The sequence below is a fragment of the Brevundimonas terrae genome (genome assembly GCF_011761985.1).
Taxonomy (GTDB): domain Bacteria; phylum Pseudomonadota; class Alphaproteobacteria; order Caulobacterales; family Caulobacteraceae; genus Brevundimonas; species Brevundimonas terrae.
This window is the reverse complement of the sequence record NZ_JAASQT010000007.1, coordinates 115,088-129,890: the sequence shown is the minus strand read 5'-3', so window position 1 is coordinate 129,890 and position 14,803 is coordinate 115,088. Positions and strand designations below refer to the sequence as shown.

15 protein-coding genes are annotated in these 14,803 nt (G+C 62.2%); 12 read left to right on the top strand and 3 right to left on the bottom strand.

All coding sequences use genetic code 11. The features are described 5' to 3' along the window. Positions 1-265: 265 nt before the first annotated feature. Positions 266-454 (top strand): hypothetical protein, encoded by a 189-nt coding sequence (locus FHS64_RS13340; protein ID WP_167179130.1) that lies wholly within the window; start codon positions 266-268, stop codon positions 452-454. Positions 455-560: 106 nt separating this feature from the next. Here the strand turns inward: FHS64_RS13340 and FHS64_RS13335 are convergent, their stop codons facing one another. Next, complete coding sequence (locus FHS64_RS13335; RefSeq protein WP_167179128.1) at positions 561-854, bottom strand: hypothetical protein; 294 nt, start codon at positions 852-854, stop codon at positions 561-563. Positions 855-987: 133 nt separating this feature from the next. On the opposite strand from FHS64_RS13335, the gene FHS64_RS13330 reads away from it, so the two are divergent. The 4 genes from FHS64_RS13330 to FHS64_RS13315 all read left to right on the top strand — a co-directional run bounded on the left by FHS64_RS13330 (position 988) and on the right by FHS64_RS13315 (position 3,749). Then, entirely contained in the window at positions 988-2,349 is a 1,362-nt protein-coding gene (locus tag FHS64_RS13330; protein WP_167179126.1) for a TldD/PmbA family protein, read from the top strand. Next, a complete protein-coding gene (locus FHS64_RS13325; protein ID WP_167179124.1) occupies positions 2,346-3,140 on the top strand; it encodes a 3'(2'),5'-bisphosphate nucleotidase CysQ in 795 nt (264 codons plus the stop codon). The genes FHS64_RS13330 and FHS64_RS13325 overlap by 4 nt, the downstream gene beginning before the upstream one ends. A gap of 29 nt (positions 3,141-3,169) precedes the next feature. Further along, positions 3,170-3,406 carry a DUF4170 domain-containing protein gene (locus FHS64_RS13320; protein WP_208381011.1) on the top strand — a complete coding sequence of 79 codons (237 nt, stop codon included), beginning with the start codon at positions 3,170-3,172 and terminating at the stop codon, positions 3,404-3,406. A gap of 112 nt (positions 3,407-3,518) precedes the next feature. Continuing rightward, complete coding sequence (locus tag FHS64_RS13315; protein ID WP_167179120.1) at positions 3,519-3,749, top strand: hypothetical protein; 231 nt, start codon at positions 3,519-3,521, stop codon at positions 3,747-3,749. Positions 3,750-3,752: 3 nt separating this feature from the next. On the opposite strand, the gene FHS64_RS13310 is transcribed toward FHS64_RS13315, so the two are convergent. Further along, positions 3,753-4,418, bottom strand: a complete 666-nt coding sequence (locus tag FHS64_RS13310; protein ID WP_167179118.1) for a protein tyrosine phosphatase family protein — start codon at positions 4,416-4,418, stop codon at positions 3,753-3,755. Positions 4,419-4,518: 100 nt separating this feature from the next. Between FHS64_RS13310 and FHS64_RS13305 the strand changes: the two genes are divergently transcribed. From FHS64_RS13305 to FHS64_RS13275, 7 genes are all read left to right on the top strand, one after another. Continuing rightward, a complete protein-coding gene (locus tag FHS64_RS13305) occupies positions 4,519-6,384 on the top strand; it encodes an ABC transporter ATP-binding protein (protein WP_167179116.1) in 1,866 nt (621 codons plus the stop codon). Then, positions 6,381-7,067 (top strand): lysophospholipid acyltransferase family protein, encoded by a 687-nt coding sequence (locus FHS64_RS13300; protein ID WP_167179114.1) that lies wholly within the window; start codon positions 6,381-6,383, stop codon positions 7,065-7,067. Before FHS64_RS13305 ends, FHS64_RS13300 begins: the two co-directional genes overlap by 4 nt. 2 nt (positions 7,068-7,069) lie before the next feature. After that, positions 7,070-8,380, top strand: a complete 1,311-nt coding sequence (locus FHS64_RS13295) for a 3-deoxy-D-manno-octulosonic acid transferase (protein WP_167179112.1) — start codon at positions 7,070-7,072, stop codon at positions 8,378-8,380. Next, entirely contained in the window at positions 8,377-9,390 is a 1,014-nt protein-coding gene (gene lpxK / locus FHS64_RS13290; protein ID WP_167179110.1) for a tetraacyldisaccharide 4'-kinase, read from the top strand. Before FHS64_RS13295 ends, lpxK begins: the two co-directional genes overlap by 4 nt. 99 nt (positions 9,391-9,489) lie before the next feature. Then, the gene (locus tag FHS64_RS13285) at positions 9,490-10,233 is read left to right on the top strand and encodes a response regulator transcription factor (RefSeq protein ID WP_167179108.1); all 744 of its coding nucleotides are present in this window, start codon (positions 9,490-9,492) and stop codon (positions 10,231-10,233) included. Positions 10,234-10,244: 11 nt separating this feature from the next. Next, positions 10,245-11,669 carry a FecR domain-containing protein gene (locus FHS64_RS13280; protein ID WP_167179105.1) on the top strand — a complete coding sequence of 475 codons (1,425 nt, stop codon included), beginning with the start codon at positions 10,245-10,247 and terminating at the stop codon, positions 11,667-11,669. A gap of 12 nt (positions 11,670-11,681) precedes the next feature. Further along, complete coding sequence (locus FHS64_RS13275) at positions 11,682-13,982, top strand: CHASE2 domain-containing protein (protein ID WP_167179102.1); 2,301 nt, start codon at positions 11,682-11,684, stop codon at positions 13,980-13,982. A gap of 3 nt (positions 13,983-13,985) precedes the next feature. On the opposite strand, the gene FHS64_RS13270 is transcribed toward FHS64_RS13275, so the two are convergent. Continuing rightward, complete coding sequence (locus tag FHS64_RS13270) at positions 13,986-14,510, bottom strand: hypothetical protein (protein ID WP_167179100.1); 525 nt, start codon at positions 14,508-14,510, stop codon at positions 13,986-13,988. Positions 14,511-14,803: the final 293 nt, after the last annotated feature.

Here is a 14,803-nt window from a genome sequence, read left to right as displayed (position 1 = left end):
CCCTGAACGAAGCGGCTCATACCCACCTCCTGAAGACCTCAGCAGGCTAACCTAATTCGCTCGAACGGAAGCTGTTTTCACACAGCCTCAGTCATCAGCGGACGTTCGGGGCATTCTTTCTGGCGTTGTTTTTACCGCCCGTTTTATCCCGCCCGTGACTAGCGAACACACGCAGCCCGTGTAAAGTTACAGTGCCAGCATGGAGCCAAGCGTGAACATTTTGCCATTCACTCTGATGATAGCGTCTATCGCCGGATATCTACTCTTGAGCAAGAACCGGCCGATCATCGAAGCGCGGCCCATGGGCGCCGCCCTCTATCGCGGTTTGCAGACCGCGTCGGTGCTGGCGTGCATAGCGCTGTTTAGCTGGCAGGTATTTGCTATGGGGTTCGAAATGGGCGGTGACGTGGCCCGTCGCGACGCGCGCGCCGAGGCGCGGACCTTGGCCTCCTAGCAACGATACGCTGGACGATTGGCGCTTGACGCAAGTCCAATGTCCGCTTTCCACCCTTGAGTGAAATTCGGTTCTCGACCCATAGCGGACGCTTGTCGGGACATCTTCAATCGGCGGACTCTGTGCAAACGCGCCAATCCATGACTTGGTGAAATGCGGCGAAGCAGGGAACACATACCCATTCGTAGTCAGCGCCACGCACGAAGGTTGACGTGGTCGCGTAGCCTTCATGAACGATGTCATCGCCTATTATGTCAGGCTCGGCCAGCTTGATGCCGCAAGCCGCGCAATGATCGTGGTCCCATCCTTCTCGATACGCGCGATAGGATTTGCGAACAAATGCGACCCCTCGAAGGAAGGGCAGATCGTCCAAGTTTTCGAGCCGCCAGTCCTTGGCCATTCCCGCATCTTGGCGAACCTTAGGACAGCTTTCCACCCATAGCTGCCATTTTCTAAGCCCGCTATCGGCCCCTTCCCCGTGCTAACCCTCTTGAAGTGTTGCGGATAGCGGGCAGGTCGGCCATATCCGACACATGTCCGCATCGACGCCCTCCTCCGCATCGCCCGATCCTTCCATGCTGCACGATCTAGTGGCCGCTGCCCTCAAGGCCGGTGCCGACGCCGCAGAGGCCGCCACGGCCCGACGCGCCTCGCTGTCGGTCGGGGTTCGCAATGCGGCGCTCGAAGATGTCGAGCGCGAGGAATCCACCGATCTGGGCCTGCGGGTCTTTATCGGCAAGCGTCAGGCGACCGTGTCGTCCTCGGACCTGTCGGATGCCACCCGTGGCCGTCTGGTGGAACGTGCCATCGCCATGGCCAAACTGGCTCCCGAAGACCCTTATGCGTCCTTGGCCCCGAAGGATTTGCTGGCCCCCGCGCCGCATGCCGATCTTGATCTGTATGATCCGTCCGAACGTTCGGCCGAACAACTCGAAGCCGCCGCCATCGCCGTCGAGGTTGCGGCCATGGCTGTTGACGGCGTCTCGCGTTCCGAAGGCGGCGACGCCTCGTGGTCGTCCAGCGAATGGCAGATGGTCACATCGGACGGCTTTGTCGGCCAGCATCGCGGCAGCGTCTTCTCCATGGGCGCAGGCGTGATTGCCGAAAAAGACGGCCAGATGGAACGCGGTGGCGAACACCGCGCCCTGCGCCATCTCGAAGACCTGCCGTCCGCCGAGGAAATCGGCAAAACCGCGGGCGAGCGCGCCGTCGCCCGTGTCGGGGCTCGCAAGATTGCCTCCACCACCGCTCCTGTCATTTTCGACAACCGCATGGCGACACAGGTTCTGTCGCCGCTGCTGGGTGCGATTTCCGGCACCGCCATCGCGCGTGGTTCGTCCTTCCTGAAGGACAAGCTGAACAAGCTAGTTCTGCCTGCGGACGTGGACCTGATCGACGATCCGCTGCGCCCGCGCGGCCACGGCTCGACTCCGTTCGACGACGAGGGCGTGCGCGTTGAAAAACGCGCCATTGTCGAGGACGGCATCCTGAACACATGGCTGCTGAACACCGCATCGGCGGCACAACTGGGCATGACCACCACCGGCCACGCCTCGCGCGGTTTGGTCGGCCCGTCGGGTGTCTCGGCGCATAATGTGCATCTGTCGGCGGGCGAAGGCACGCTGGACGACCTGATGGCCCAAGCTGGAACCGGCCTTCTGATTACCTCCATGTTTGGCCCGTCCCTGAACGGCAATACCGGCGACTGGTCTGCCGGTGTCTCGGGCTTCTGGTTCGAAAACGGGGAACGCGCCTATCCGGTCAGCGAAGTCACCGTAGCCGGAAACCTGATCGAACTTTATGCCCGTCTGCAACGCGCAGGCGACCTTCAGTTCCGTCATGCGTTCAACAGCCCGTCCCTGCTGTTCGACAAGGTGGCTATCGCCGGTAAATGACCTCTCTGGATCAAGACCTCGCCCTCATTCGTCAGGCCGCCTTCGATGCCGGCCAGATGGCGCTCGACTATCGCGAGGCAGGGCTAAAGGTCTGGTCCAAGGAAAATGCATCCCCCGTCACCGATGCCGATCTGGCGGTGGATGCTTTCCTGAAAGAGCGGCTGTTATCGGCGCGTCCTGACTATGGCTGGCTGTCCGAGGAAACCGCCGACAGCACCGACCGCCTGTCGAAAAAGCGCATCTTTGTGGTCGATCCCATCGACGGCACCAGCGCCTTTATGCGTAACAAACCGTGGTGGTGTACCCCCATCGCCGTGGTCGAGGATGGCGAGCCGGTCGCGGCGGCCATCTATGCCCCCATGCTGGGAGAAATGTTCGAGGCCACGCTGGGAGGCGGTGCCCGTCTTCAGGGCCGGCCCATTACCGCATCGGACACTTCGCAGCTGGAAGAGGCCGAGCTTTTGGCCGATGCCCGTCTGATGGAGGCCCGCGAATGGGACGAGCCGTGGCCCCCTATGAACTTTTCCAAGCGCAATGCACTGGCCTACCGGATGGCGCTGGTGGCCGCTGGTGCCTTTGATGCCGCCATCGCCATCAGCCCAAAGTGGGACTGGGATGTTTGCGCCGGATCGCTTATCGCACAGGAAGCGGGTGCTCTGGTCAGCGACCATACCGGCCAGAAGTGGCGATTTAATCGCCACGATCCGCGACAAACTAGCATGATTTGTGCTGCGCCTGCGCTGCACCCGTTGATAATCCGCCGCACAGCGCCTATCCCGCTGACCTTCTGACCCCTCATCCGCAAGTGGACCATCTCTCCATGGCCGACAACCATAATCCCCAACTTCTGCACCTCGTCATCGGTGGCGAAATGCGTCACCCGTCCGAGCCGACCTTCCGCGACCTGTCGGAAGTCGAGTTCGTTGGTGCCTATGGTTCGTATGACGAAGCCAAGGCTGCTTGGAAGGCTCGCGCCCAGGCCACGGTTGATAACGCCCACATGCGTTTCTTCATCCTGCACGCCCACAAGCTGATCGATCCGCGCGGCGACGCCTGATCCTGTCAGGACTGTGATCCGTTCAAAGGGCGGCTGAGGCTAGGGCTTCAGCCGCCCTTGACGTATAATGGTTCGCTCAACCGCCGAAAGGCGCTGCCTTCGAGGCTCCCGAATGTCCGATCTGTCCGGTGAAATGCTGTTTGGCATCATATCGATGGCGCTGGCTCTGGTGCTGTGGGTGCGCGTGCTGATGAACAAGCGCCACTCCGATGACTGGCTTGAAGACCGCCTGTTAGAGCGTCAGGAACGGCTCGACAGCCAAGGCCGTATGGCCAATCGGCCCACAGCCACCAAACCCGACGAGCCATCCCCGACCGGCACCAAAAAGGGCCCGTGGGGTTAAGCCCTATTCGCGTCTCAGAATACGCTCGACCAGCAAATCGCCCCACCAGCGCGAACGGAAATCGCGGGTCATGGCCTCGGAATCATATTCGCCGCTTTGGACCCACTGCGCCAGATCCACGCCCTTGGGCTCGATCTCGCGGGTATAGGTCTCCAGAAACATATCCAGCACGCCGGTCTTGCCCTCGCGGTTATGCAGCGTGCGACGGCCCAGCTCGTTTCTGGCCTCGGCCATAGGCTGGCCCAGATGGAAATAGCGGTATAGCGCCCCCATCAGCCCCGCGCGATCCGCACCCGACTTGCAATGCAGCAGGGCCGGATATTCGATGGTTTCGAACATTTCGCGGGCCTTAAGAATACGCTCGACCAGCGGCGCATCACGCGAATCCAGCGGCGCATCCACCAGCGTCAGACCCAAACGCGCACAGGCGTCTTTTTCCAGCCAGTAAAACGGCTCCTCGCGCGGCCCGCGCAGATTGATAATGGTCTTGATGCCCTGCTTCTTCCACCATGCCAGTTGGCGCGGCGAAGGCTGGTTGGTGCGTACCAATTTGGCATCTATCCAGTGCGCATTGGTGAAGCTGAAGCGGATAAAGGCATGGTCGCCCCAGAAATACGACCACTGGACCTTGAAACGCGCGTATGGCGACGACAGATCGGGGGATGACATAAGCGCCGGATAACCTTTGGAAACGCCAGAGTCATCCCTTTCACAACCCTGCCGATAAGCCAAGGCTTGACTTGCAGGCCCAGCCGTTCGACCGAAGCGTATGACCACACCCGCCGCGCCAACAGACTCCAAGCAAAAGCAGCCGCTAAGCCCGCTCGCAAGACGGATCTGGCGCGATTACCTGTCGCATCACAAGACGGCCTTCTTCAGCTGTCTGGCTCTGGCGGCCTTTGCAGGGGGTCTGACGGCGGCCCTGTTGCGTTTTCTGGAACCCTCGATCGACCTTTTGTTCACCCAGCATGTCGGTCCGGTGCCGTTTCTGGGTCTGTTCAAGGTCCAGCCCAACCTGCTGATCCTTCTGGTTCCGGCTGTTATTGTCGCCCTGTCGATCATGCGTTCTCTGGCCATGGCCGGTCAGGCGGCTTTGGTGAACCGTCTGGGCCACGGCATTGTCGGCGACATCCAGAAACAGCTGTTCTCGCGCATGATCCATGCGGACCTGTCGCGTCTGCGTAACCAGCATTCCGGCAGCTTTGTTTCTTCGGTGTTGTACGACGCCAATCTGGTGCGCGAAGCCTTCACCAACGGCATCGTCAACTATTCGCAAAATGCGCTGATACTCGTTGGTGTCATGGTGGCGATGGGCTTTATCGACCTGACCCTGACCATGATCGTTCTGCTGGGCGTCCCCGCCGTCAGCCTGATTATGCGCAAGTTCGGCAAGAAATCGCGCAAGGCCGCCAAGGGTGCGATGACCGAAACCGAGAACCTGTCCTCGGCGCTGATGGAAAATCTGGATGGTGTGCGCGTCATCAAGATGGAGAACCGCGAACTGGCCGAGGTCGCCAACGTCTCGACCGTTATCGACCGTCGCCAGCGCCACGTCATCAAGGGTGCCGACAGCCGCGCCTTTGCGGGGCCAGCCTCGGACATCATCGCCTATTCCATCGTCGCCGCTGTGATCGGCTATGCGGGGTGGAGCGCCAGCAAGGGTGAAATGTCGGTTGGCTCGTTTGCCGCCTTTATTGCCATGCTGATGCTGGCCGGTCAGTCCCTGCGCCAGTTGACCAATCTGTCTACCGTCCTGTCCGAAGGCATGACTGCCGCACGCCGCCTGTTCGAGGCGCTGGATATCCAGCCGGAAATCCGCGAACAGACGCACCCGCAAGACCTGCCCCACGGCCCTGTGACACTCGAATTCGAGGATGTGCATTTCGTCTACAGCACCCCCAGCGGGCCTGTACCGACCCTGAACGGCATTAACCTGCATGTGGCCCCCGGCGAAACCATCGCCCTTGTCGGACCATCGGGCGGCGGCAAGTCCACTATCCTCAGCCTGCTTCCGCGCTTTTATGATGTGACGGGCGGGCGCATCACGGCCAATGGCCACGACCTGCGCGACCTGTCCCTGCACTCCCTGCGCGCCCAGATCGCACTGGTGACGCAGGAGCCCTTCCTGTTCGACGACACGATTGCCGCCAATATTGCCTATGGCCGCACCAATCCGAGCGAGGAAGCGATCATCGAGGCCGCCCGCGCCGCCGCCGCCCATGATTTTATCATGGCCCTGCCGCACGGCTATCAGACCCGCGTCGGCGAGGCCGGTGCCCGCCTGTCGGGTGGCCAGCGCCAGCGCATCGCCATTGCCCGCGCCTTCCTGAAGGATGCCCCCATTCTGTTGCTGGACGAGGCCACCAGTGCGCTGGACACCGAGAGCGAGGCTCTGGTCCAGCAGGCGCTGGAGCGTCTGATGGCCGGTCGCGCCACGCTGATGATCGCCCACCGTCTGTCCACCGTCCGCAATGCCGACCGCATCTATGTGATCGACGATGGCCGTGTGGCCGAGGTCGGCACCCATGACGCACTGGTCGCCAAGGGCGGTCTCTATGCCCGTCTGGCCCGCCAGCAATCGCTGGACGGCCCCGTTTTCCCCCTTGATGCTCTTCCTGACGAGACCGGTGCATGAGACCCCTTCGTAATCCGGCCATCCAGAAGGCTGTGTCCTTCATCCTCTCGCAGTGGATGCGCTTCTGCTACAAGACCACGCGCTGGGAACATGAAAACCTGCCTCTGGCCGAAGAGGTCTGGGATCAGGGCGGCGGTGTGCTGGTCGCGTTCTGGCACTCGCGTCTGGGCCTTGCCGTCGCCGCATGGCCGATGGACCGTGCTCAGAAAATGCGCGGCCTGATCTCGCTGTCGGCAGATGGCGAGTTTCTGGTCAAGGCCATGGCGCGTCTCGGCATTGACGCTGTGCGCGGCTCATCCAGCAACAAGGACAAGAAACAGGCTTCCAAGGGCGGCACACAGGCCCTGCGTGATGGTCTGCGCCAATTGAAAGTCGGCGGTCTGGCCGTCACGCCCGATGGTCCGCGTGGCCCGGCCGGCGTCATGGCCGAAGGTCTGCCGGTCATGGCCCGCATGTCGGGAGCCCCCGTCCTGTTCCTCGGCATTTCGGCCAAACCAGCTATCCAGCTCAACAGTTGGGACAAGGCTGTACTGCCCCTGCCCTTCGCCAAGGGCGCGGTGGTGTGGGATCGCGCCACCTATCCCGAAGGTGCCGAGCTTGCCGATGTCGTCAGCGAATGGACCGCCCGCATGAATGCGGTCGAGGCCCGCGCCGACGCCATTACCGGCTTCAAGAGCCGCTGAGCATGGCCTTCAGTCCCGCCCTTTTCGCCTATCGCCTCGCGACCCGCGCACTGGAACCACTGGCCCCGCGCCTGTTGGACGGTCGTGTCAGCAAGGGCAAGGAAGACCCCGTTCGCGTTGATGAACGTCTGGGTCTAGCCTCGATCGCCCGCCCGAAGGGGCCTCTGGTCTGGATCCACGGCGTCAGCGTCGGCGAGGCCCTGTCTATCCTTCCGCTGGCCGAACGTATCCGCAAGGACCGCCCCGATGTGACGGTTCTGGTGACCACCGGCACCCTGACCTCTGCCGAGGTACTGGCCCCGCGCCTGCCGCAAGGCGTGATCCACCAATTTGCTCCCGTCGACGGGCCCCAAGCGGTCGCCGCCTTCCTCGATCACTGGCAGCCGCAACTGGGCGTGTTTGTCGAAAGCGAGCTGTGGCCCAATCTGATTTGCGCTGCCCGCCAACGGAATATTCCGCTGGCCCTCGTCAGCGCCCGCATCACCACCAAGACCTATGAGGGCTGGCAAAAGGCCCCCGGCATGGCCCGCAGCCTGATGTCGGCCTTCTCCCATGTCTGGCCGCAAGATGCCGAGGGTGCCCAGCGCCTGTCGCACATGGGGGCCCGCGTCGAAGGTCAGGTAAACCTGAAACTGTCCGGCGAGCCTCTGCCCTATGACCGCGCCGAGTTCTCGCGCCTGTCCGGATTGATTGCCGACCGCCCCGTGATCGTGCTGGCCTCGACACACGAACACGAGGAACAGGCCTTGGCCGCCGCCTTGCGTGGTCTGGCTCCGCAGCTCTTGCTGATTGTCGTGCCACGCCATCCCGAGCGCGCGCCTGATATCGTCCAGTCCCTGCAACAGGACGGATGGAAGATGACCCGCCGCAGCGTCGGTGGCGATATCGACCATAATGTCGATCTGTATCTTGCAGATACGCTGGGCGAACTGGGCCTGTTCATGCGTCTGGCCGATGTGGTGGTGATGGGCGGATCGTTTGCGCCTGCCCTTGGTGGCGGTACGGTCGGTGGCCACAATCCGCTTGAGCCAGCGCGCCTTGGCAAACCTGCCTTCTGCGGTCCCGATGCCGCCAACTGGCAACAGGTCAACCGGCTGTTGAAACAGGCCGGGGGCCTCGTCAGCGTTCTGGCCCCCGACCAGTTGCGCGATCAAATCCAGACCCTGCTGGATAATCCCGATGCGGCCCGCGCCATGGGCGACAAGGCCCGCCGTGCCGCCAATGAGGCCGCTGCCGGTCTGGACCGCCTGTGGGCAGCCCTGCAAACGCACCTGCCCCCGCCACCCAAGCCCGAACGGAGGCAGCCGCGATGAAACTGAACACCCCGCGCTGGTGGTATAGCCGCGACACCCGCCACGCCCCCGTCACGCGTGCCGTCCTGAAGCCCCTGTCATGGGTCTGGGCCGGTGTAACAGCCCGCAAGATCGCCCGCACCGAGGGTTTCAGCCTCGATATTCCGGTGATCTCGGTGGGCAATCTGACCATGGGTGGATCGGGTAAAACCCCCGTCGCCCGCGAGATACTGCGCCTGCTCCGCGAACAGGGTCACACCCCCAGTGCCCTGTCACGCGGTTATGGCGGTACGCTGCAAGGCCCCGTACTTGTCGATCCGCAACAGCACTCCGCCCAGGACGTCGGCGACGAGCCCCTCATGCTGGCGCAGGACGGCATGGCCGTCATCAGCCGCGACCGTATCGAGGGAGCCAAGGCGGCCCGACAGGCCGGAGCCAGCCATCTGGTACTGGATGACGGCCACCAGAATCCCAGCCTGAAGAAAGACCTCGCCCTCATCGTCGTCGATGGCGAAACCCGCAATGACGAATGGCCGTTCGGGGATGGCTCGGTGTTTCCGTCCGGCCCGATGCGCGAGCCTTTAAAAGCCGGTTTGGCGCGGGCCGATGGCGTCATCGTGTTGTTGCCAACCGATATGACCGAGGCCGATCCGGAACTTCTGGCCCTTTTCGTCCCGCTTCCGGTGTTTACGGCCCGTCTTGTGGCCCCCCATGCACCACCCGCAGGCCCGCAGGTCGGCTTTGCCGGTATCGCCAAGCCGTGGAAGGTCGAACGCTCGCTGATTGCGGCCGGATGCGACCTGAAAGACTTCGTCCCCTATCCCGATCATGCCAATCTATCGGACAGCGATATCGATTTTCTCAAACAACGGGCCGAACTGTTCAATGCGGGTCTGGTCACCACAGAAAAAGACTGGATTCGCCTGTCGGATACTCAACGTAACTCTATTCGATCCTGGCCCGTACACGCACGGTTCGACGATGAAGGGTATTTTACGCAGTGGTTAGGCGAAGCACTTGGGCGTTGCTAAACTAAATTTACAATTTACGTTGTTTGTTAGAGTGTAAAAATCGCTTGATGGGATAGTATTTACAATCTTTCCCCCAATCGCCCTGTGAGTAGCTCGAAAATGAAAATCGCGGTCCTCGACGACGATCAGGTCCAGTTGCAGGCGATTTCTCAAGTCATTGAGAATGCAGGCTACCGCCCTTCCTCGTTCTCGCGGGGCCATGCGCTGATCTCGGCCCTGCGCCGTGATACATTCGATCTGCTGATCCTCGACTGGAATCTGCCCGACCGATCCGGCATCGAGATTGTCGGCTGGGTGCGCGCCAATCTGACACCGCCGCCGCCCATGCTGCTGGTCACCAGCCGCGTCGAGGACGAAGATGTTGTCGAGGCCCTGAATGCCGGTGCCGACGATTATCTGGGCAAACCGCTGTCCCCGAGCGTTCTGGAGGCCCGCGTCCGCGCCCTGCTGCGCCGCGCCTATGAACACACCGGCACCCAGTCCGATCAGGAAGTCTACGACGACATCACCTTCAATATCAGCACAACAACCGTGCTGCGCGATGGTGAAACGGTTGCCATGACGCCCAAGGAGTTCGCTCTGGCGCGTCTGCTGTTCCGCAACACCCACCGTGCCCTGTCGCGGACCTATCTGCTGGAAACCATCTGGGGCAACGAGCCGCATCTGAACAGCCGCTCGCTGGACATGCATATTTCGCGCGTTCGCTCGAAACTGAATCTTCGTCCGCAAAACGGCTATCGCCTGACGCCTGTTTACAGTTACGGATACCGTCTGGAGCGCACCGGCACGACAGAGGCCGACGCGCCTGCTACTGACGCCACAGATAATCCGACCACAGAATAAAGCTTTTCGCCGTGATCCAGCACATAACCAACCGCAACTTCGTCCGCTCTTCGGCAAATGTGCGTCTGGTCAATATGTGTCTGGCTGCGGGAATGGGGCTGGCGCTGCTGCCCTCGGGCGCGACGGCACAAACGGCCCCGCCTACCACAACGCCGCCTGCCACAACGCCAATGGCCGAAGCCCCGCTCCAGTATCTGATGAAGCGTGGTGACACGCTGATCGATCTGGCCCGCACCTATCTGCGTCAGAGCAGCGATTATCGCCAACTCCAGCGCGACAATAGTATCGCCAATCCGCGCCGTATCCCGACGGGCCGTACGATCGACATTGATCCGGCCCTGTTGCGCACCCGCAGTGATCCGGCCCGTCTGGAAAGCTTCCGTGGCGATGTCCGCATCCTGAGGGCCAGTCAGTCGGTGTCGCTGGAACAGGGCATGCCCCTGCTGGAAGGCGATGTCGTCGCCACCGGTGCCGGTGCCTTTGCCCGCCTGAATTTTTCCGATGGCAGCCACACCGTGGTCCCGTCCAACAGCCGCCTGCGACTGGATCGTCTGCGCCGCTATGTCATCAATGATGCCGCCGACCACCGTCTGGTGATCGATCAGGGGCGCGCCGAAAGCCGCGTTTCGCCCCGCCAGCGCCCCGGCACATTCCGCGTTACGACGCCCACGGCCATCTCGGCTGTGCGCGGCACCGATTTCCGCGTCGCCTATGATGCCACATCGGGTATCAGCTCTACCGGCGTTCTGGGCGGCAGTGTCGCCGTGGCCGGCACCGGCAATGACAGCGGCTATCTGTTCGAGCCGGGTCGTGGTGCTGTCATCCGTCAGGGGCAGGATGGCGTCACTGCTGTCACCCTTTTGTCGGCCCCCGTCATGGGTGATGCCAGTGTCCTGCAAACCGCCAAGACCCTGCGCTTTGATGTCTCTGCGCCGGATGGCACCGCCATCACACGCGGCTGGATCGGGGCCGATGCGGGTCTGCTGGACCCCGTCACTGAAATCGAAGCCCCTGCCGGTCAGCCTCTGAACCTGACGGACCTGCCCGAAGGACAGTGGTTCCTGCGCCTCAGCGCGGTCTCCGGCGATAGCATGGAAGGCCGCGCCCGCACCTTCAACTTCATCCGCGCCCTCAACACGGTCGAGGGTCTGGAACAGTCGATGGACGTGCTGGATCAGGTCCGCACCTATCGCTTTGCATGGCGTGCCGAAGGCGAAGGCGAGGCCAGCTTCCGCTTCCAGCTATCCCGCTCGGATGGCGAGGGCGTCACCGAAGGCCAGCCCCTGATCGATACGCCGGGTCTGGGCGACAGCCACTTTACGCTGACCGACCTGCCCGCCGGTACCTATAGCTGGCGCGTCGAAGGCACACGTTATCGCTTCGGTCATCGCCTGACCGTATGGTCACAGCCGGAAATCCTCACCATTTCCCGCTAACGGGCCAACGGTTTGCAATCACTGACCCACAAAGCCGGACACCGCGCCGCACTGGCGCCCCTCGGGACCCGCGTCCTGATGGAGTGGGTCATCACAGCCGTTGTCTCCATCCTGCTGGTGCTGTGGCTCAGCCTCGGTCAGGTCATCCAGCGCGGCGACAACCTGTTTTACGACACGGTCAGCCAGCTGACCGCCGCCAAGCCCAACCCCGATATCGTGATTGTCACCATCGACGACCGCAGCCTGCAAGCCATCGGTGCATGGCCGTGGCCGCGCAGCCAGCATGCCGCCCTGATCGACCGTCTGGCCGCCGCCCAAGTCAGGTCCGTCGGCTATGATGTCCTGTTCATCGAACCCACCGCCGAAGATGACCAGCTGGCGCAGGCCATGGCCAAGGCCGGTAATGTCTATCTGCCCGCCGCCATCGACACACCGGGCATGAATGGCAAGCTGTCATCGGTCAGCCTGCCCGCCCCTGTCATCCGCGAGGCCGCCGCCGGTGTGGGCCATGGTCTTCTGACGCCCGATAGTGACGGCACGATCCGCAGCCTGCCCCTGTGGGTCAGTGCCGACGGACAGATCCTGCCGCATCTGGCCTTGCTAGTGGCCCGCGACCGCGATGATGCCTCCGTCAGTCCATCGACCATCTTCGATGCGCATGATGACGGCAACAGCGCATTGGACACCTCGCAACCGCGCCTCATCCACTATCCGGACGGCATTGCGCCCTATCCCAGCGTCTCGTTCGCAGATGTGCTGCACGGCGAAGTGCCCGCCGATTTTCTGCGCGGCAAACGGGTCTTTGTCGGCGCGACAGCTCAAGGCATGGGCGACCGCTATTCCACCCCCACGACCAAGCACGGCACCCTGCTGCCGGGGGTGAATATTGTCGCCTCTCTGGCGCAGGATATTCTCGACAACAAACCGATCACGCGGGCCGAGGGCTGGCTGGCCGCGCTAGCATCCATCGTGCCGCTGGCTGTGATGCTGGTCGGTTTTCTGACGTTGCGACCAATGGCCAATACTGTGCTGGGATTTGGCCTGATCGCAACGACCCTGCTCGTGTCGGCACTGGGCCTGAAACTGGGTATCTGGTGGCCGCCACTGGCCGCCTGTGCGGGTGTCATTCTGGTCTGGCCACTGTGGAGCTGGCGTCGTCTGGCGGCGACCTACACCTATATGCGCTCGGCCCTGAACGATCTTCGCAGTGACGATGCTGCGCGTCCGCTGTCGGCCCTGTCGCCGGTTCACGACTGGAAGAGCGGTGACGAAATCTCGCGTCAGGTCTTGTCCTTCAGTTCGGCCCTGAAACAGTTCCGCGACTTCAACCGCTATATCACCCAGTCGGTCCACAGCCTGCCCGATGCCGCCCTGATGACCGATCTGGACGGCGTGGTCCTGATTGCCAACCGGCGCGCCCATAATCTGTTTCCGGCTCAGACACTGGAAGGCGCACATCTGGACGGGCTGTTCAACAGTATCGGTCTGCGCGAATGGCGCTCATTGATCGACGCCGCCAATAGTGAGCGTGACGAAGTCCTGCTGGCGGACGGGCGTTCGATCCAGATCGCGATTGCCGCCCTGACCGACACCCTCCAGCAATCAACTGGCCTGATTGTGCGTCTGGCCGATGTCAGCCATCTGCGCGCCGCCGAGCGCGAGCGCCAGCGCACCTTGCAACTGCTGGGGCATGACATGCGCGCGCCGCAGGTGTCGATCCTGACCCTGTTGGACAGCGCCAATCGCCCTGCCAATACCGAAGACCAAATCCGCCGCAATGCCCGCCAGACCCTGAATCTGGCCGAGGGCTATGTGCAGTTGTCCCGCGCCGAAAACCAGATGCTGAGCTTCGATCTGGCTAATCTGGCCGATCTGGTCACCGAAGCCGCCGATACCCTGTGGCCGCAGTCCGCCGCCAAGGGGGTGGATCTGTTGGTGCCCGATGACGGCGAGGAATATCTGGTCGAGGCCGATACCGCTCTGATGCGGCGCGTCATTATCAACCTGCTGGACAATGCGATACGCCACACATCCACAGGCGGCTTCATAGCCTGCGCTCTGTCACGCCATGAGGGCAAAATACTGCTGATGATCTGCGATCAGGGGCCGGGCTTGAGCGAGGATATGAAGGAGCGCCTGTTCCAGCCCTTTGCCGGTGGCAATGTCTCCGGCGCAGGCATGGGGCTGGCCTTTGTGCATACGGTGATCCAGCGCCACGGTGGCCAGATCGGCATCACGCCGCCACAAGGCGTGACACCACCCTATAGCGGCGCCTGTTTCTATATCACCCTGCCCATCGCCGCAGACGAATAGCCGCTACGGGTTCTGGCCGCCCTCGACCAGCACCTTGGCCGCGGCATCGGCCAGTAACTGCACCAGATCATCGGGCGTCGCATCCAGCGGACCACGGGCCGAAACCCGCGCCACACGGTTGGTGCTGCCGTCCTTGGAAGTGGCAACCACGGTCAGAACATGCAGACCCGGTCCGCGACGTGCGCCGACAATGCGCGGTGTCTCTGTCCACGCCCCGTCACGCCCGTCCGGATCACTGAAAGTGCCGACCCCGACCGGACGCAGGGCCAAGGTCGCCACCAGCATCCAGTCATCACCCGACCCGACGCCATGCTGTTCTTGTAAAACACGCGTCACGGCCATGGCGGCGCGGGCATCGGTATCGGCTTCCAGAACCGACAGATTGTTGAAAACGACCGCCTGCTGCGGTGCCTGTTCGATCCGAAGTTCCGGCCCTGCGCTACAGGCCGACAACACGGCCACGGCAAACGCTGCCACAACGGCATATCCCGCGCGTTGATATTTCATCGCCAAAGCCAGTCCCGACATCACAACTCCGCACTCTGAATACATCTTAAGCTAAGCACATTTCGAAAACGGTTCCACTATCACGCGAAAGTTATAATCGTCCGTGATGTGGCCATATTTTGCGCCCCATTTCGCATCCCCGTTCGGTAGCCTGACACCATCACCCTGCTATGTCAGGCTTTGCCGCACACAAAAATCTACGGCTCCGTTCACAGTCCGGCCCCGATTGCCGCCGCCCGGCCATATGGACCCCGCACTAAAACAACAGTGCCGCTTGTATTGTTTGGATTCCAAAGGTTTTTATGGCGTCGCGT